The following is a 17,802-nucleotide window of genomic DNA, read 5'->3' on the forward strand; positions in this document are numbered from 1 at the left end:
CCGCGCGGGCCGGGTGACCCACTGCCACGGACGTCAGCCCACACCTTAGACCGCCCACCGCCGCCTCGCCAATCTTCGCCACGCCGCCGTGAGCGGAGCGGGACACGTCCTGCTCCTCCGTCGCCCGGGACGACGGATGGCCGACAAACGCCTGCGGGCCGGCGACAGCAGCGATACGGTTCCCCACTACCGACCGTTGCCGGGCCACGAACTCGCCCCGAGCCACCCACCCCGGAGGGCACGATCCAGATGGCCCCCTCGATGCGTTGGTTCGCCAGGACCTTCGGCCTCGCCGCGGTGGCGCACCTGGTGGGCAATCCGGCGGGATGGCGGAGCGACCACTTCGGCGGGTCGCCAGCACTGGTTGCGGTGTCCGCGACACTCGGGGCCGCCGCCATCGTGCTCCTCGTGCGTCCGAGCCGGCTGGCGCTGGCGACGACTGCGGTGCTGGCACTCGCCTCGCTCTGGCTCGAGCTGCCCGTGACGGGCAACCACTGGCTGCTGGTCGGGTTCGTCGCCGCGGCCACGCTGCTGTCACTCGCCACCCGCGACCCCTGGGCGTGGCTCTCGGTGACCGGACGCTGGATACTGCTCGGGTTCTACTGCTTCGCGGCGTTCGCGAAGCTGAACTCGGGTTTTCTCGACCCTGAGGTCTCGTGCGGGATCTTCTATGCCCACCAGTCGCTGGCCTCCTTCGGCCTCCCGACCTTCGACAGGTCCGGCGTTCTCGGCACGGCAGCGATCGCGGTCCCGGTCCTGACCGAGCTCTCGGTCCCGATCCTCCTCGCCTCCAGCCGCACCCGGCGCGCCGGAGTGCTCCTCGCGCTGGTGTTCCACACCGTCATCTCGCTGGACTTCGCCCAGCACTTCTACGACTTCACGGCCGCACTGGTGGTGCTGCTGTGCCTGTTCCTCCCGGAGGCCACGCTCGAGCGGCTGGAGAGCACCATCCAGCAGTCGCCGCGGGTCCAGGTCGTCGTCACCACGGTTGCAACGATCCTGGTGGCGGCATCGCTCCTACCGCCTGCACCCACCACCATCGCGACCATCAAGCTGATCGGTTTCGGCGCCTGGGTGCCGGTGGGCGCATGGATCATCTGGCGGGTGGCGCGCGAGGGAGTCGGTCCGGCCCCCGTGCCCATGCGCCTTCCGAGTGCAAGCGCATGGATCGTCGTCCTACTGGTCGTCGCGAACGGGCTGACGCCCTACCTCGAGCTCAAGACCGCGCTCGGCTTCAACATGTACGCGAACCTCGTCACGGTTTCCGGCGAGACCAATCACCTGGTGGTCCCGAGGACGCTTCACCTGAGGAACGTCCAGGACGACCTGCTGCGGGTCGTCGAGTCAGAAGCCGATGAGCTCGACGTGTATGCGCAGAGTGGTTACCTCGTCCCCGAGCGCAACCTCCAGGACTACCTCGCCCGGCAGCCCGGCGTGACGGTCGTCGTCGCGGACGCGAGTGGCGAGCGAACGCTCGACGGCGACGACGCTGTGCGTCTGCCGTTGCTGGTCAGGAAGTTCATGACCTTCCGCTCGGTCGACAGCCAGGATCCGCCACGCTGCCAGTCAGCCTGGTTCCCCGCCTACTGAAGAAGGCAGCACTCACGCCGACTCGATCACCGGCCCCGCCACGGGTTCCACCATCCTCAGCGGCGGCACGAGGCCACCAGTGGCCAGCGCGTCCAGCGCGGCCAGCTCGTCGTCGTCGATGGTCAGCTCGGGCGGTGGGCCGAGGAGCACCGTCACCACGCAGTCGTGGCAGTGCAGCCCGCGCACCACGCAGGTGTCGCAGTCGATCCGTGTCGTCATGTCCTGAACGGTGGCAGGGCCCACCGACAGCGCCCCCTCGGCGTGTCGCGCGCCGGCGTGTCGGGCTACGCGCCGATGACGCCGAGCAGCGCCGCGGTCGGCACCGACCGTGCCCCGGCCCGCGCCGCGTCGCGCGCCACGGCCCGGTCGTCGCTGACCACCACGACCACCCTCCCCGCGGCTCCGCCGCGACGAGCTGGCGGATCACGTCGTCCGCGATCACGCCCTCGGGACTGAACACCACCCGCACGCCGCGCGGTGCCGGCATCGCCGTGCGCACGGAGGACTCGGCCGCGTCGAAGACGACCGTCGTCTCCGCACCGGAGCGAGCCACCAACGGGCCGAGCGCCGAGACCAGCCGGCTCCGCTGGGCCTCGAGGCTGGCGGTGGGCCACGCCTGCTTGGTCACGTTGTAGCCGTCGACGACCAGGCGCGATCGCGGCATCGCGAGCGTCTGCTCGAGGAGGAGCGGGGTGGCCGGAGCGCTGGACGTGGGCGCCGCGTCGATACCGGCCAGGTCGGCCTCGACGGCGTCGCCGGGCGTGCCGCTCACCGGCGGCAGGGCCAGCTCGCGGCGCAGCCCGGTCGCCGCGTCGACGACCGCGTCGAGCAGGAGACGGGCGCGGACGCTCGCAGCGTCGCGCTCGGAGCGGACGTCCCGGCGACTCGCCGCCAGGCCCGACTCCGCCTCCTCGAGCTGCGACCGGAGCCGGCGTACGTCCGCCTCCGCGGCGCGGGTCGCGCGCTCGGCAGCCGCCACCGCTGAGTCGCGGGCGACGTACGCCGCGTCGCGTTCTTCCTCCGCGGCGCGCAGGACGCCGCGGGCCTCCCCCAGCCGCTGCCGCAGCACCTTGTGGTCGGCCTTCGCGGTCTCGAGCTCCTGCCGGTGGAGCGCGCGCGCAGCCACGAGCTCGGCCTGGAGCGCAGCCACCTGCGCGGTGAGCCGTGCGTGCTCGGCGCTGGCCTGCTCGTCGAGCTGCTCCTCGGCGCCCAGGGAGTCCACGACCTGCGAGACGACCGCCTCCCAGCCGTCCTCGCGAGCCAGCCAGGCTCGAGCCGCCGCGTCGACCGGGTCGTCCTGCTGTCCCGGCACGGCAGCGACCTGGACCGCCGCGTGCTCCCGGAAGGCGTCATCGGCGAGCGCGGCCCAGATCGCCCCGCCGCCGAGACGGGCCCGGCGGGCGGGCGCGAAGCCGGCGACCTTGCGCAGCGACGGCGGCACCGGCGTGACTGACGGCAGGACCGCCGACACCAGGGCGACCACCCGCAGGCGCAGCCGCTCCGGCACGGGCGCGGGCTCGGTCACGGACGTCCGGTCACCCGGCGGCCGGGTCGGCGGCGGTGTCGGCCGAGGCGCGGTCGACGATCTCGATGGCGTCGGCGCGCCCGCACCAGCGGCAGGACACGGACTCGACGTCCTCCGAACGCACGGTCTCCTCCTCGACCTGGTGGTCGCCGGCGAGGTCGAAGTGCCAGTACTCGGTCGTGCGTCGCGTGCGCGTCACGTCGAAGCGGGTGAGGTTGCCGCAACCGGCGCAGCGGTAGCGCTGGGTGGAGTCGGGGATCGGGGTCGTCACCCCGGAGACACTACTGGCGAGATCGGGTTCCTACACCGGTCGGCCGGACTTCTGCGGATCGACTGCCTGCGAGAGTCGGCTCCCTGCATGCTTGACCCATGAAGAGCTCACCTCGGCCACAGACGTGAACGAAACGCCATCCGTCGACGGTGCCGGCGGACCCGGGCGCGCCTGGGCTCGGCCGGTCGCCAGGTTCCTACCCCTCGCGGTCCTCGTTTCCATGATGGTCTTCCATGGCTGGCAGATCGTCGTCGAGCATGACGACCCGCAGAGAAGTGGCGCGTTCGCCATGTTCGCGACCCCCGACATCGGAGCCACCCGGCGGGTCGTTGCCACATGCCCTGACGACAGACTCTCGCTCGAGATTCCCGACAGCCTGCAGAAGCTGCGAGAGCAGGTCGCGGACCGTCCGTCCCGAGAAGCTGTCGAGGAGCTCGCACGCCGACTGGCTGCTCTGCAGTGGGACGAGTCAGGAGCGGTCGACACTGACGGCGGTGGCTCGACGCTCACGGTGCAGGTACAGGTGATGGGGCTGCGCGTCAACGACCGCACCGTCGTCCGGCGGGTGCTGGCCGACGCGACAGTGGAGCCCGAACGATGATCGACCAGATGCTGGACCACCTCCGGCAGCCGCGGGTCGGCATCGTGATCCTGACCGGAGCAGTCTCCCTGATGATGTCGGTCCACTGGTGGCCGCTCGCCATACCGAGTGCCGCGTTCCTGCTCGTGGCCACGGTGCGTCCGGGCCATGCGGCCAGACCATCAGCAGTGGCGCTGCTCGCCGCCTGCTGGTTCGTGGGCCTCGTGGTCGCGAGCGACCGCATGGAGGACCACGTGCCCCTCTTCGCGGTGTGGTTGGTGGCACTGGCGGTCTCGCTGACAGCAGACGGTGACGAGTTCGTCGACCGAGCGGCCTGGCACGCGCGCATGCTGATCGGTGTTGCCTTCGCTGCTGCCGTCGCGTGGAAGCTCTACTTCGGCACGTACGTCACCGGCGTCAGCTTGTGGTCGTTCATGCTGATCGACGGGCGATTCGCTCCCCTGGCCTTCGTCGTCGGCCTCTCCGACGCGGAGATCGAGCAGGACCGGAACGAGTTGCGAGAGCTGCTCGCTGGAAATGTCGACGCTGTCACTCTCGACGCCCAGGCAATGACCATCACGGCGATCGTGGCGACGTCGATCCTCACGCTCTTGCTCGAGGCGGTGATCGCACTGTCCCACCTGCTGCCCGACGCCAGTCCGCTGGCCCGGGTGCGCCTGCCGTCGGTCGTCCTCTTCGCAGTCGTCACCTACGCGGTCGTGCCGGTGATGCCCTTCGCTGCCCTCCTGTCACTGCTGGCCATGACTGCGGCGAGATGGCAGCGAGGAACGCTGTGGGTGCTTCCCGTCCTGATGTTCGTCAGCGCGACTCGCCTGGCCACCTTGATCCCGGCTGTCAGAGCTCGCGGATAACGTCGGGAGGCATGAGCACCACCGCCCTCCGCTCCCCCCGTGGGACGTCCCGCTGGGAGGCGCAACGCAGCTTCGACGAGCTGGGGCGGCCGCTGCGCGACCTCACCTTCTGCGTGGTCGACCTCGAGACCACGGGCGGGTCCGCCGATGGCGGATCGATGATCACCGAGATCGGCGCGGTCAAGGTGCGCGGCGGTGAGGTGCTCGGCGAGTTCCAGACCCTGGTCAACCCGCACACCGAGATCCCGGCCTTCATCGCCGTGCTCACCGGCATCAGCAACTCGATGGTCCACGACGCACCCTCGATCGAGGCCGCGCTGCCGGCGTTCCTCGACTTCGCGGCCGGGTGCGTGCTCGTCGCCCACAACGCCCCGTTCGACGTCGGCTTCCTCCAGCACTTCGCACGGCAGCAGGGTCGTCCGTGGCCGAAGTTCGAGGTGCTCGACACCGCCAAGCTGGCCCGTCGCGTGATCACCCGCGACGACGCCCCCAACTGCAAGCTCTCGTCGCTGGCCAAGGTGTTCAACGCCTCGACCACGCCCAACCACCGTGCGCTGTCCGACGCCCGCGCCACGGTGGACGTCCTGCACGGCCTGATGGAGCGCCTCGGCGGCCTCGGCGTGCACACGCTCGAAGAGCTCCAGACCTTCTCGTCCCGGGTGAGCACCGCCCAGCGCCGCAAGCGCCACCTGGCTGAAGGGCTCCCGCACTCCCCCGGCGTCTACCTCTTCCGCGACGAGCAGTCGCGTGTCCTCTACATCGGCACCTCTCGCGACCTCCGCACCCGGGTCCGGACCTACTTCACCTCCTCCGAGACCCGCACGCGCATGGGCGAGATGGTCGGCCTCGCCGCCTCCGTGACCGGCATCGAGTGCGCCACTCCGCTCGAGGCCGAGGTGCGCGAGCTGCGCCTGATCGCCGAGCACAAGCCGAAGTACAACCGGCGCTCGCGCTTCCCCGAGAAGGTCCACTTCCTCAAGCTCACCCGCGAGGCGTGGCCCCGCCTGTCCTTGGTGCGCAAGGTGCTCGACGACGACGCCGACTACCTCGGCCCCTTCTCGTCGAAGAAGACGGCCGAGAAGTGCCTCGCCGCCCTCCACGAGACCTTCCCCGTCCGTCAGTGCAGCGGCCGCCTCCCGCTCGCGCCGTCGGGTTCCTCCTGCGCGTTGGCCGAGATGGGACGTTGCCTCTCACCCTGCGACGGATCGACCGACGCGTCGACCTACGGCGCCGTCGTCCGCCAGCTGCGGGACACCCTGCTCCGCAGCCCGCACGAGGTCGTCGAGGCGATCAACCAGCGGATGACGGCCCTCGCCGACCGCGAACGCTTCGAGGAGGCGGGCGTCCACCGCGACCGGCTGGCGACGTTCGTCCGCGCCGCCGCCCGCACCCAGCGCCTCTCGGCGCTCACCCGCTGCCCGGAGATCGTGGCAGCGCGACGCGAGGACAGTGGTCGCTGGTCCGTGCACGTCGTCCGCCACGGTCGTCTCGCTGCGGCCGGGGTGATCCCGCCCGGCGCCGACGCGCACCAGTACGTCCGCGAGCTGACCGCGAGCGCAGAGACGGTCAGCGACGCTCCCGGCCCGGTCCCGGCCGCCACGGCCGAGGAGTCGGAGAAGATCCTGCGCTGGCTGGAGTCACCCGGCGTACGCCTCGTCGACGTCGACGGCGAGTGGGTCTGTCCGCTGGGAGGCGCGGCCCGACACCTGGCGGTCTACGACGCCGCGAACCAGTCGCGGCTCTCCCTCGTGCCCTTCGACGAGCACCGGCTGCCCTCGCCGGTGCACCGCCCTACGAGATAGCCGCTGGTCGAGGAGGGCACTCAGCGCCCGTCACGAGACCCTCAGTCCAGCCCGATGCTGAACGCCGACTCGAGGTCGTGCTTCGAGTACGTGCGGAAGGCGATGTGGGTCTCGGTCTCGGTGACGCCCTCGACCTTGTTGAGCCGGTCGGCGACGACGGACGCGACGTCCTCGTGCTCGCGCACCCGTACGAGCGCGATCAGGTCGATCTGGCCGGTCACCGAGTAGACCTCGCTGACGCCGTCGAGGGAGGCTATCGCCTCCGCGACCTCGGGGATGCGCGCGACGTCGGCCTTCACGAACACGATGGCGGTGATCATGGCTTCACCGTAGCGCTCCCGACGACCGCGGCACCGGCGGCGACCGATCGGACGGACCCACTAGTCCTTTGTGACTAGGGACGGGTCATTTCGGCCCACGGTGACCCGCGACACACCTAGCGTGTGACGGTCTGCCACCGCCCGACGAGGGGAACTTTCGGGATGTCACGCTCCACGCACCGCGCCACCGTCCGTCTGCGCATCGCTGCCGCGATCACCCTGGGACTCGTCGCTGCGACGTTCGGGCAGCTGTCGCCGGCGTCCGCCATCCCACCGGACATGCCAACCGGCCTGTCGGTGAACCAGCCGGACAGCACCACCACGATCCTGTCGTGGGAGCACGTGCCCAACGCGACGCGGTACGCGGTCACGGTCAACGGAACCACGACCAACACGGTCAACAACTCCTTCGTGCCTCCCCAGGCGCTGCCGGAGGGGAACCTCGACTGGTCGGTGACTGCCTTCGCCGGCACCGAGGCCGGTCCCACAGCATCCAGCAGCTTCTCGAGCACGCGCTTGGCAGCCCCCGTGCTGTCCTCGCCGTCATCCAACGCGGTCCTGGCACAGCCGACCAATCCTCCGCTGCTGAGCTGGGCACCCTCGGCGGGCGCCACCTCGTACAAGGTCGAGGTCGACGGCGACGCGGACTTCGTCGGTGCGTCCTCCTACTCGACCGAGAACACCAGCCTCGTCGTACCAGTGCCGCTCGGTGACGGCGACTGGTTCTGGCGCGTCACGGCCAGCAAGGGCAGCGGTCTGAACTCGCCGGCGAGCGAGGAGCGCCGCTTCGTGGTGTCTCCGCTGGCCGCGCCGACCATCACCTCGCCGCCCGACGACGCGGCCCTCAACCTGCAGGACGTCGTCCTCGACTGGACCCCCGTGCCCGGAGCGGTCTCGTACGACCTGCAGGTGTCCACCGAAGCCGACTTCAGCCAGGGCTCCGCCCTCACCGACGACCGGACGGGCATCCTCGGCACTCGCTACTCCCCCGCCATCACCTACGACAACAAGAGCTACTTCTGGCGGGTCCGTGCGATTGACATGTCCGGCCAGGCAACACCGTGGACCGCAGCTCGCTTCAGCTTCACCCGCAACTGGCCGGATCGCCCGACCGCGGTCTACCCGGCTGCCGATGGCGCCGAGGAGGTGCCGGCGCCGCTGTACTTCCAGTGGACCCCGATCAAGCACGCCTCGGAGTACGAGTTCCAGCTCGGCACGCAGGCCAACTTCTCCGTCGGCACGTTCGAGAGCTGCCGCGTGGCGGGCACGACGTTCACGCCGGGCATGTTCGCCGTGAACACCACCGGCATCCTCGCCCCACCGCGCGTCAACGAGGACTGCATCCCGCAAGCGGGCGAGATCAACTACTGGCGGGTTCGCGGGCTCGACCGGCCCTTCACGAAGTCCGGGGACATCCCTGGCGTGCAGGGGCTGTTCTCGGACACCCAGGCCTTCACCTACCTGCCGTTGAGCGTGACCAACATGTCGCCGCGCAACGGCGACGTCGTCGACGTACCCACCCTGACCTGGGACACCGCCGTCGGCGCCGAGGCCTACGAGATCGTCATCCTCCGGGCCAACGGGTCGCAGGTCGTCAAGAAGGAGACCGCGGCGACCAGCTACACCCTGAGCGGCACCACCCGCCTCGCCCCGGGCGACGGTCCCTTCACCTGGCGGATCACGGCGCTCGGAGCGGACCGCAGCCGTTCCGTGACCTACAGCAACACGTTCAACGTGTCGGGCAACGACCCGGTCAGCGCCGAGCCGGCACTCACCCCGCTCACTCCAACGTCCACCACGACCGGCATCATGACCGCCCCGTCGCTGACCTGGTCGCCCATGGCGGGCGCACGCCACTACGCAGTGAGCGTCGGCAACGCCACCGACGGGACGCAGGTGTGGTTCGGCCACGGCACCGACGACCTCTTCGGTGAGCCCGTCCCCTACCCAGCCATGACCGACACCTCCAAGCGATTGCTGCTGCCCGGCAGCTACGACTGGCGGGTCACGGCGTACGACGCGAACAACGTCGCGATCGGGACCGGCCCGGAGGGAAGGTTCACCGTCGAGGAGATCCGGTCGACGACTGGACACGCACTCGCCCAAGGCGGACAGCAGCTCGACGTCAATTACGCCGGGGCGAAGAACCCGTGCACGCCGACGACCGGCAGCTGCACCGTGCCGAGCACGCCGGTGCTCAGCTGGACGCCCGACCCGCGAGCGTCCCACTACATGGTCTACGTCGCGAGCGACCCGAGCTTCACCAACCTGCTCGAGCCGAGCAACGCCGTCCCGGCGACCCGGAACACCATGTACGCACCGGCGCTGGACAACCGGGCGCACACCTATCCCGACAGCCAGGCCGGCCAGTCGTTCTACTGGCACATCCGGCCGTGCCGCACCGCCCTCAACTGCGGTCCCGACCCGGTGTCCCAGACCGATGTCGCGCAGGGGACGTTCAAGAAGCGCTCGCCCGAGGTGCAGGGCCTGTCCAACACGACCCCTGCTGGCACCGAGATCACGTTCTCATGGACCGACTACTGGGCGACCAACCAGGAGCAACCCTGGGCGCAGACGGGCGAGATCCCCAACCAGTCCGGCAAGCAGTACCGCATCGAGGTCGACGACGACGCCTCGTTCGCCGGGACACTCGTGGACACGGCGCTTGTCGACCAGACGACGTACACCGCGACCGACAAGCTCTATCCCGAGGGCACGCTCTACTGGCGCGTCCAGGCGGTCGACAGCGACGACAACGGCCTCGCCTGGTCAGAGGTCCAGACCTTCACCAAGCAGAGCCCGCAGGTGAGCCTGAGCTCGCCCACCGGCAACGCCCAAGTGGCCGGCACGGTGCCCTTCCGCTGGACTCCGCAGGCCTTCGCCAAGTCCTACGACATCGAGGTCTACAAGAACGACGACACCACCTTCTCCTCCGGGAACAAGGTCGGCTTCGCGTCGGCCACCAACCTGCGCAACGCGGCATTCGTGCCCACCGCGACGCTGCCGGTGTCGGACCAGTACTACCTGTGGCGCGTGCGGCGTACGGACTCGGACAGCAACAAGGGCCCGTGGTCCGTGGCCGGTCGCTTCCGCGTCACCGCTGGGGCGATGAACCTCCTGGCCCCAGCCCCCGGTGCCTCGACGCCGCCGAACGGCGCAGTCCTCCAGTGGAACCAGGTCGTCGGAGCCGCCACCTACAGCGTGGCATTGACGGCACCGAACAACTCCACGCAGACGTTCACTACCGCGGCGAGCGCGTACGCGCCTCTCACCAACCTGGTCAGCGGCACCTACCAGTGGACGATCACCGCCAGGGACGCGAGCGGCAACGCGATCGGCTCCGCGTCGTCGTCGTTCGTCGTCAACAGCCAGCTGCAGGCCTCGCTCAAGCCTGTCATCGAGACTCCGGAGGGCACGGGGTTGGGCAAGACCCTCACGCTCTCCCCGCCCGAGTGGACGCCGTCTGGGGTCAGCGTGACCACGACCTACCAGTGGCAACGCGACGGGGCCAACATCAGTGGCCAGACGGGGACGTCCTACACGCTCGTCACGGCCGACTTCGGCAAGTCGATCACCGTCAAGGCGACGGGCAAGGCACCCGGGTACCTCGATGGCGTCAGCACCAGCCTGCCGATCTCGCCCACCTCTGGTGACGCGATCGCCAACGTGACCCCGCCCAGCATCACCGGGTCACCAGTCGCCGTGGGCAACCGTCTCACCGGCAACCGGGGCACCTGGCCGACGCAGTACGGGACCTTGACGTACACGTACGCGTGGCTGCGCAACGGCACGCCGATCGACGGAGCCACGACCTTGAGCTACACGCCGGTGGCAGCCGACGTGGGGACCGACCTCGTCTTCCGCGTCACCGCATCGGCGACCGGCTACACCGACGGAGTCGCCCACTCCAGCCCGGCGCGCGTCGAGACGCTGAGCGCCGTGGCCGGACCGCAGGTGTCGGCTCCGTCCGGCACGGGGATCGGTGCCGCGCTGGTCGGGACGGCCCCGGTGTGGAACCAGCCTGACGTGACCACCACCTACCAGTGGGTGCGCAACGGCACGAACATCTCAGGTGCGACCACGGCCAGCTACACGCTGACGGTGACCGACCTCGGCAAGGAGATCGCGCTGAGGGCAACCGGCAAGAAGGCCGGTTTCCAGGACAGCGTCGCGGTCAGCAACGTGGTGGTTGCCACGGCCGGTGGAGCGCTCCAGGCCACGGTCCAGCCGGTCATCACCGGCACCGCCGTCTCCGGCAGCAACCTCAAGGTGGAGCCGGGCACGTGGTCCCAGCCGTCCCCGTCGTTCAAGTACCAGTGGCTTCGCAACGGGGCTCCCATCCCGAACGCGACGACCTCGAGCTACCGCCTGACGCCCGAGGACGCCGGCAAGAACGTCGCCGTCACCGTCCTGGCCACCAAGACGGGGTTCACCGACGGGTCGGCCAACGCGGCGGCGGTCGCGATCGCCAAGCTGAGGTCGACGACCACCGCCACCCTGTCCGCCACCCGGATCAAGCCGGGCCAGAGGGCCAAGGTCGGCATCACCGTCACGGTGCCCGGCGTGAAGGGACCGGTCGGCGTCGTCAAGATCATGGACCGCACCAAGGTCCTGAAGAAGCTGACGCTGGTCACGGCCAAGAACGGCAAGATCACGTTCAAGCTGCCCAAGCTCAAGAAGGGCAAGCACCGGATCCTGGTGAAGTACCTCGGCGACGCCAGCACCCAGGGCTCGCGCTCCAAGGCGATGAGGCTCTCCGTCCAGCCGTGATCGACCTCGAACGGCCCGTCCCGCACCGCGGGGCGGGCCGTTCGTCGTCGCGGCCGTCGACGATGCCTCGCGCACGTCACGGCGGCAGTAGCATCCGGCCGTGAACTGGCTCGCTGACCACTGGCTCGACGTCCTCGGATGGGGCGGCAGTGCGCTGCTCGTCTACTCCCTGCTCCAGGCGAGCGTCCTTCGGCTACGCGTGCTCAACGCCGTCGCCTGCGTGATCCTGATCGTCTTCAACGCGGTCCTCGAGGTCTGGCCGATGGTCGGCATGAACACCGTGCTCGTGGCGATCAACCTCTGGTTCATCGTCCAGCTGCTGCGCGACCGTCACGACGAGACGGCGTTCGACGTGCTCGAGGTGGCGCCCACCGACGAGTACCTGCGCCACACCCTGCGCGTCCACGGCGGCGACATCCTCAAGTTCAACCCGGGGTTCGTGCACGACCCGTCCGAGGCCCAGGACGCGTTCATCGTCCAGAAGGGCGACGAGACCGTCGGCGTCGTGCTGCTCCGCAAGGCCGGGGACACCGCCGACGTCCTCCTCGACTACGTGACGCCCCGCTACCGCGACTTCTCCCCCGGCGAGTTCGTCTGGCGCCGCAGCGGCCTCCTCACCGACCGCGGCATCCGCCGCGTGGTCACGCCGCCCGGCATGGTCGGCGCCTACTACGACCGCCTCGGCTTCCGCCGCGAGGGCGAGTCGTACGTGCTCGAGCTCTGAGCCGTCAGCTCCCGGCGGAGCTCGCCGCCACCCACCGCTCGAGAGCAGCCTGCGCCGCCCCGGAGTCGATGGCCCCGGCGGCCTTCGCCACCCCAGCGGCGAGCGCGGTGTCGACGTCGTCGTCCGGGGTGTCGTGGACCGCGAGAGCGGCGCCCGCGTTGAGCACGACCGCGTCGCGGACCGGACCCTCGTCGCCGGCCAGCACCCGGCGTACGACCTCGGCGTTGTGTGCGGCGTCGCCGCCGCGCAGGTCCTCCGTCGTCGCGCGGGCGATGCCGAGCGAGGCCGGGTCGACGGTGTGCTCGGTGACGTCGCCGCCGCGCACCCGCCACACCGTGGAGGTGGTGGTCGTCGTCAGCTCGTCGAGGCCGTCGTCGCCGCGGAAGACCCAGGCGTCCACGCCGCGCTCGGCGAGCACGCCGGCCATGACGGGTGCCATCCGCGCATCGGCGCAGCCGATGGCCTGCGCCTGCGGGCGGGCCGGGTTGGTCAGCGGGCCGAGGATGTTGAAGGTGGTGGCGATGCCGAGCTCTCGGCGCGGGACCGCGGCGTGCCGCATCGCAGGGTGGAAGGCGGCGGAGAAGCAGAAGGTGATGCCGGCCTCCTCGGCGACCTCCGCGACCCGGGCCGGAGCGAGGTCGAGGCGGATGCCCAAGGCCTCGAGGACGTCGGCGGAGCCCGACTTCGACGAGGCCGAGCGGTTGCCGTGCTTGACCACCCGCGCGCCCGCGCCGGCCGCGACGATCGCGGCCATCGTGGAGATGTTGACCGACATCGACCTGTCTCCGCCGGTGCCGACGATGTCGAGCAGCCGTCCGGGCACCGAGATCGGGTTGGCGGCGGCGAGCATGGCCGCCGCGATCCCGGAGACCTCCTCGACCGTCTCGCCCTTGGCGCGCAGCGCCACCACGAGACCGGCGAGCTGGACGGGCGTCGCCGCCCCGGCGAACACCTCGTCCATGGCCCATCGAGCCTGCTCGGTCGTCAGGTCGCTCCCGGCGACCAGCGTGGAGAGGACGTCGGGCCAGGTGTGGGACATGGGGCGAGTGTTCCAGACCCTCCGACAGTCACCGGTCGGGTGTGGTCGGGTTTCGAGACGGTCGCTGGGCGACCTCCTCAACCAGCGATGAACGTCAGGACGTGGCCGGCACCGAGGGACGCAGCAGGCCGATGACGGCCTCGGCGAGCTGGATCGGGTCGATCGGGTGCGGGACCGCGGCCTCGGCGCGCGACCAGGTGGCTAGCCACGCGTCCTGGGGCCGGCCGGTGAGGACCAGGACCGGCGGGCACTCGTAGATCTCGTCCTTGAGCTGCTTGGCGATGCCCATGCCGCCCGCGGGGACGGCCTCGCCGTCGAGGATGGCGAGTGCGATGTCGCCGCGGTCCATGTTCTGCACGACGACCGGCTCGGTGGCGACCTCGACGTACTCGAGCTCCGGCAGGTCGGGGTGCGGGCGACGGCCCAGCGCGAGGATGACCTGCTGGCGGGTGTTCACGTCGTCGCTGTAGACGAGGACCTTGAGGGAGCGCTGCGCGGCATCAGTCACGGGGGCATCGTATAGGCCTCGGTTTCGACACGCTCGCTGCGCTCGCTGCTCAACCAGCGGCCAGTCGTCGCTGCGCTCGCTGCTCAACCAGCGGCCGGTCGTCGCTGCGCTCGCTGCTCAACCAGCGGCCGGTCGTCGCTGCGCTCGCTGCTCAACCAGCGGCCGGTCGTCGCTGCGCTCGCACCTCAGCCGCCGGGGGTGGGCGTACGCCGCTCCGCGAGGTCGAGCCGCCGGTCCTCGCGCGCCGCCTCCTTCATCGACGAGCGCACCCACTGGGTGAAGAGCACCGCGAAGAACAGCACGCCGATGAGGTCGCCGCTGGCCCACAGGATCCCGCCGGCGAGGTGCTGGTCGTCGATCGCCGGCGGCAGCCACGCGCCCATCGGCCCCTCGCGCAGCGCGAGGTAGTGCGCCCCGCCGATCAGCGTGGTCTGGCCCATGATCGTGACGCCGAGGAAGGCGTGGAAGGGCAGCGTCATGAGCGTGAGCAGCACCCGGAACGGGTGGCTGACGCGCCCCGGCACCGGGTCGACCCCCATCAGCGGCCAGAAGAACAGCGTCCCGACGAGCACCAGGTGGATGTGCATCATCTGGTGGACGTACGCCGAGCTCAGGCTGGCGTCGTACCACGGGCTGAAGTAGAGCGCCCACGGCGAGGCGACGTAGAGCACGAACGCGAGCGGCGGGAACGCGAGGACCTTCGCGACCCGCGAGTGGAGCACCGCCAGCAGCCAGCGGCGCGGCCGCGGCGGGAGCGTACGGAGCGCGAGCGTCACCGGCGCGCCGAGCGCGAGGGCGAGCGGGACCACCATCGAGAGCAGCATGTGCTGGACCATGTGCACGCTCAGCAGCGTGGTGTCGTAGCGACCGAGGCCCGACATCGTCGCGAACGCGAAGGAGCCCATCCCGAGGCCGACGAACGCGAGGGTCCGACCGACCGGCCAGCGGTCCCCCCGGCGCCGCAGCAGGAGCACTCCCCAGGCGTACAGGCCGACCGCCCAGACCGTCACCACGAACGGGATCGGGTCGATCCCCCAGTCCGTGAGGACGCTCCCCAGCGTGAATCCGGGGAGTGGCTCGGAGGCGTCGGAGAGGGCGGTCAGCACGCTGTGAACTTTATGACGTGGCTGTACAGGGGGTCGGGGTGCCCTCTGTCGGCGCCAGCGGCCATAATGACTCCGTGGCGACAGCAACTGCGACGATTCCGGCCTCCCGTCTGCACGGGCACCACGACCGACCCAGCATGGTCAGCGTGGGCACGATCATCTGGCTCTCGAGCGAGCTGATGTTCTTCGCGGCGCTGTTCGCGGCCTACTTCACGATCCGCGCGGTGAGCCCCGAGCTGTGGGCGCAGGAGACGGCCGGCCTCAACGTCCCGTTCGCGACCGCCAACACTGCGATCCTGGTGGCGTCCTCGTTCGCCTGCCAGTGGGGCGTGTTCGCCGCCGAGCGCGGCCAGGTCGGGCGCACCGGAGGCCTGCTCAACGTCGCCAAGTGGGGCCTGCGCGAGTGGTTCATCCTCACCTACGTGATGGGGGCGATCTTCATCGGCGGCCAGGCCCTCGAGTACGCCGAGCTGGTGCACCACGGCATCACCATGGGCAGCTCGGCCTACGGCTCGATGTTCTACCTGACCACCGGTTTCCACGGCCTGCACGTGACCGGCGGCCTGATCGCCTTCCTGTTCGTCCTGGGCCGCACCTACCTGGCCCGACGCTTCACCCACGAGCAGGCCGTGACCGCGATCGTCGTGTCCTACTACTGGCACTTCGTCGACGTGGTCTGGATCGGCCTGTTCTTCACGATCTACGTCATCAAGTAATCCGCCCTCGTCACCGCAACCGGCAAGGACTCATCGTGCGTTTGCTCAACCGAACCGCTGGTCGCCTCTCCCGGCACCGTCGGGGACCGCTTGCGGGTCTCGCGGTGCTGCTGCTGGGACTCCTGATCAGCGGCTCCCTCTACACGGCCCTCGCCCCCGCCCAGGCTGACAACCAGCCGAGCGAGACCGAGCAGGTCGCGCAGGGCAAGGAGCTCTTCCTGGCCAGCTGCTCGTTCTGCCACGGCCAGAACGGCGAGGGCGTGCCCACCGTCCGCGAGGGCTACCAGCTCGGCCCGTCGCTGGTCGGCGTCGGCGCCGCGGCCGTCGACTTCCAGGTCGGCACCGGCCGCATGCCGATGGCGAGCCCGGGCGCGCAGGCGCCCCGCAAGAAGGTCATCTTCACCGACGAGGAGACCGCCGCACTCGCCGCCTACGTCGCCTCGCTCGGCCCCGGCCCCGCGATCCCCAACGAGTCCGACTACTCCATCGAGGGTCTCTCGGAGGAGGAGCGCGAGGAGGCCATCTCCCGCGGCGGGCAGATCTTCCTCACCAACTGCACCGCGTGCCACAACTTCAACGGCGCCGGCGGTGCGATGCCGCGCGGCGGGTACGCCCCCTCGCTCCACGGCGTCGAGGGCAAGTACATCTACGAGGCCCTGCTCACCGGCCCGCAGCAGATGCCCAACTTCAGCAACGGCAACCTCTCCCCCGAGGAGAAGCGCGACGTCATTGCCTACCTCGGTAGCCTCGAGGAGACCCCCGAGTACGCCGGCTTCACGCTCGGCGGACTGGGCCCGGTGTCCGAGGGCCTGTTCGCCTGGGTGGTCGGCATCGGTGGACTCGTGGGTGCAGCGGTCTGGATCGCCTCGCACACGACGCGCAGCAACAAGAACAAGGTGGACGCGTGACCAACGACAACACCCCCGCTCCGTACGAGTCGCACGTGCCTGCGCACCGCGAGTCCGAGCCGATCGCCGACCCCGGTCTCCCGGCGCACACGTGGCGCCCGACCGACGTCGACCCCAAGGCCGAGAAGCGCGCCGAGCGGCAGATCGCCGCGATGTTCATCGCCGCGATGGTCTTCGCCGTGCTGTTCGTGGTCGCCTACTTCTCCTTCTCCGTGGGCGACAACTGGGACACCTTCGCCGGCATGGGCGCCTCGACGGTCTCGCTCGGCGTCACGCTCGGCATGAGCCTGCTGCTCATCGGCATCGGCATCATCCACCTGGCCCGCAAGCTGATGGCCGACCACGAGATGGTCGAGATGCGGCACCCCGCCGCGTCCCCGCCCGAGGACCGCGAGGCGACCGTCCAGGCGCTCAACGACGGCCTCGACGAGGCCGGCATCGGCCGCCGCCCGCTCGTGCGCAACACGATGCTCGGCGCGGTCGGCATCCTCGGCCTCCCCGCCGTCGTGCTGTTGCGTGACCTCGCCCCCGGCAACGCCCTCGACATCAGCAAGCTCGGCCACACGATCTGGGAGCCGGGCATGCGCCTGGTCCGAGACGTCGTCGGCACCCCGATCCTCGCCAGCGAGGTCGAGGTCGGCGACCTGATCAACGCCGCCCCCGAGGCCATGTTCCCCTCCGAGGAGAACGGCTACCCCGAGCTGCACGGCGCGGAGGAGCAGGCCGAGAAGGCCAAGGGCGCGATCATCATCGTCCGGATGGACCCGAAGGACATCACGCCCCTCGAGGGCCGTGAGAAGTGGACCACCAGCGGCATCATCTGCTACTCGAAGATCTGCACCCACGTGGGCTGCCCGATCTCCCTCTACGAGCGCACCACGCACCACGTGCTGTGCCCGTGCCACCAGTCGACCTTCGACCTCGCCGACCACGCCAAGGTCGTCTTCGGTCCGGCTGCCCGCCCCCTTCCCCAGCTGCCCATCGCGGTGGACGACGAGGGCTACCTGATCGCGCAGAGCGACTTCACCGAGCCCATCGGGGCCAGCTTTTGGGAGCGTGAGAAGCTGTGAG

The 17,802-nt window shown here is 70.2% G+C and carries 15 protein-coding genes; 9 read left to right on the top strand and 6 right to left on the bottom strand.

The genetic code is table 11. The features are described 5' to 3' along the window. The first annotated feature begins 249 nt into the window (after positions 1-249). Entirely contained in the window at positions 250-1,590 is a 1,341-nt protein-coding gene (locus EXE59_RS21170) for a hypothetical protein (protein WP_135840668.1), read from the top strand. Here EXE59_RS21170 and EXE59_RS25020 read toward each other — a convergent pair. Continuing rightward, positions 1,520-3,115, bottom strand: coding sequence for an NYN domain-containing protein (locus tag EXE59_RS25020; RefSeq protein WP_135840669.1), 1,596 nt, complete (start codon positions 3,113-3,115; stop codon positions 1,520-1,522). The two genes, EXE59_RS21170 and EXE59_RS25020, sit on opposite strands and share 71 nt — an antisense overlap. Before the next feature lie 10 nt (positions 3,116-3,125). Further along, complete coding sequence (locus tag EXE59_RS21180; protein ID WP_135840670.1) at positions 3,126-3,386, bottom strand: hypothetical protein; 261 nt, start codon at positions 3,384-3,386, stop codon at positions 3,126-3,128. A 91-nt stretch (positions 3,387-3,477) separates the two neighbouring features. Between EXE59_RS21180 and EXE59_RS21185 the strand changes: the two genes are divergently transcribed. Genes EXE59_RS21185 through EXE59_RS21195 form a run of 3 tightly spaced genes read left to right on the top strand, consistent with a single transcriptional unit; the run spans position 3,478 to position 6,640 of the window. After that, the gene (locus EXE59_RS21185; protein WP_135840671.1) at positions 3,478-3,987 is read left to right on the top strand and encodes a hypothetical protein; all 510 of its coding nucleotides are present in this window, start codon (positions 3,478-3,480) and stop codon (positions 3,985-3,987) included. Next, positions 3,984-4,838 carry a hypothetical protein gene (locus tag EXE59_RS21190; RefSeq protein ID WP_135840672.1) on the top strand — a complete coding sequence of 285 codons (855 nt, stop codon included), beginning with the start codon at positions 3,984-3,986 and terminating at the stop codon, positions 4,836-4,838. Before EXE59_RS21185 ends, EXE59_RS21190 begins: the two co-directional genes overlap by 4 nt. A gap of 11 nt (positions 4,839-4,849) precedes the next feature. Continuing rightward, positions 4,850-6,640 (top strand): DEDD exonuclease domain-containing protein, encoded by a 1,791-nt coding sequence (locus tag EXE59_RS21195; protein WP_135840673.1) that lies wholly within the window; start codon positions 4,850-4,852, stop codon positions 6,638-6,640. Between the two features lie 41 nt (positions 6,641-6,681). Here EXE59_RS21195 and EXE59_RS21200 read toward each other — a convergent pair whose 3' ends face one another. Beyond that, positions 6,682-6,960 (bottom strand): Lrp/AsnC family transcriptional regulator, encoded by a 279-nt coding sequence (locus tag EXE59_RS21200; RefSeq protein WP_129457122.1) that lies wholly within the window; start codon positions 6,958-6,960, stop codon positions 6,682-6,684. 162 nt (positions 6,961-7,122) lie between these two features. Between EXE59_RS21200 and EXE59_RS21205 the strand changes: the two genes are divergently transcribed. Next, positions 7,123-11,730 (top strand): Ig-like domain repeat protein, encoded by a 4,608-nt coding sequence (locus EXE59_RS21205; protein WP_135840674.1) that lies wholly within the window; start codon positions 7,123-7,125, stop codon positions 11,728-11,730. Positions 11,731-11,830: 100 nt separating this feature from the next. Next, positions 11,831-12,454, top strand: coding sequence for a YgjV family protein (locus EXE59_RS21210; protein ID WP_135840675.1), 624 nt, complete (start codon positions 11,831-11,833; stop codon positions 12,452-12,454). Between the two features lie 4 nt (positions 12,455-12,458). Here EXE59_RS21210 and trpD read toward each other — a convergent pair whose 3' ends face one another. From trpD to EXE59_RS21225, 3 genes are all read right to left on the bottom strand, one after another. Then, positions 12,459-13,493 carry an anthranilate phosphoribosyltransferase gene (gene trpD / locus EXE59_RS21215; RefSeq protein WP_135840676.1) on the bottom strand — a complete coding sequence of 345 codons (1,035 nt, stop codon included), beginning with the start codon at positions 13,491-13,493 and terminating at the stop codon, positions 12,459-12,461. Positions 13,494-13,587: 94 nt separating this feature from the next. Then, a complete protein-coding gene (locus tag EXE59_RS21220; RefSeq protein ID WP_135840677.1) occupies positions 13,588-14,001 on the bottom strand; it encodes an Rv3143 family two-component system response regulator in 414 nt (137 codons plus the stop codon). Between the two features lie 185 nt (positions 14,002-14,186). Continuing rightward, on the bottom strand, positions 14,187-15,107 hold the full coding sequence (locus EXE59_RS21225; RefSeq protein WP_135840678.1) for a cytochrome c oxidase assembly protein: 921 nt from the start codon (positions 15,105-15,107) through the stop codon (positions 14,187-14,189). Between the two features lie 74 nt (positions 15,108-15,181). On the opposite strand from EXE59_RS21225, the gene ctaE reads away from it, so the two are divergent. The 3 genes from ctaE to qcrA are packed head-to-tail and all read left to right on the top strand — an operon-like array spanning position 15,182 to position 17,801. Continuing rightward, the gene (gene ctaE / locus EXE59_RS21230) at positions 15,182-15,823 is read left to right on the top strand and encodes an aa3-type cytochrome oxidase subunit III (RefSeq protein ID WP_135840679.1); all 642 of its coding nucleotides are present in this window, start codon (positions 15,182-15,184) and stop codon (positions 15,821-15,823) included. Positions 15,824-15,858: 35 nt separating this feature from the next. Beyond that, the gene (gene qcrC / locus EXE59_RS21235; protein ID WP_135840680.1) at positions 15,859-16,731 is read left to right on the top strand and encodes a cytochrome bc1 complex diheme cytochrome c subunit; all 873 of its coding nucleotides are present in this window, start codon (positions 15,859-15,861) and stop codon (positions 16,729-16,731) included. Then, positions 16,728-17,801, top strand: a complete 1,074-nt coding sequence (gene qcrA, locus EXE59_RS21240) for a cytochrome bc1 complex Rieske iron-sulfur subunit (protein WP_168218629.1) — start codon at positions 16,728-16,730, stop codon at positions 17,799-17,801. The genes qcrC and qcrA overlap by 4 nt, the downstream gene beginning before the upstream one ends. Position 17,802 lies beyond the last annotated feature (1 nt).

Origin of the sequence: Nocardioides eburneiflavus (assembly GCF_004785795.1) — a bacterium.
Taxonomy (GTDB): Bacteria; Actinomycetota; Actinomycetes; order Propionibacteriales; family Nocardioidaceae; genus Nocardioides; species Nocardioides eburneiflavus.

What these genes read in the sequence shown, in the direction of transcription:
- EXE59_RS21170 (WP_135840668.1), top strand. Translation starts at nt 250, where the DNA reads ATGGCCCCCTCGATGCGTTGGTTCGCCAGGACCTTCGGCCTCGCCGCG.
- EXE59_RS21190 (WP_135840672.1), top strand. Translation starts at nt 3,984, where the DNA reads ATGATCGACCAGATGCTGGACCACCTCCGGCAGCCGCGGGTCGGCATC.
- EXE59_RS21195 (WP_135840673.1), top strand. Translation starts at nt 4,850, where the DNA reads ATGAGCACCACCGCCCTCCGCTCCCCCCGTGGGACGTCCCGCTGGGAG.
- EXE59_RS21200 (WP_129457122.1), bottom strand. Translation starts at nt 6,960, where the DNA reads ATGATCACCGCCATCGTGTTCGTGAAGGCCGACGTCGCGCGCATCCCC.
- EXE59_RS21205 (WP_135840674.1), top strand. Translation starts at nt 7,123, where the DNA reads ATGTCACGCTCCACGCACCGCGCCACCGTCCGTCTGCGCATCGCTGCC.
- trpD (WP_135840676.1), bottom strand. Translation starts at nt 13,493, where the DNA reads ATGTCCCACACCTGGCCCGACGTCCTCTCCACGCTGGTCGCCGGGAGC.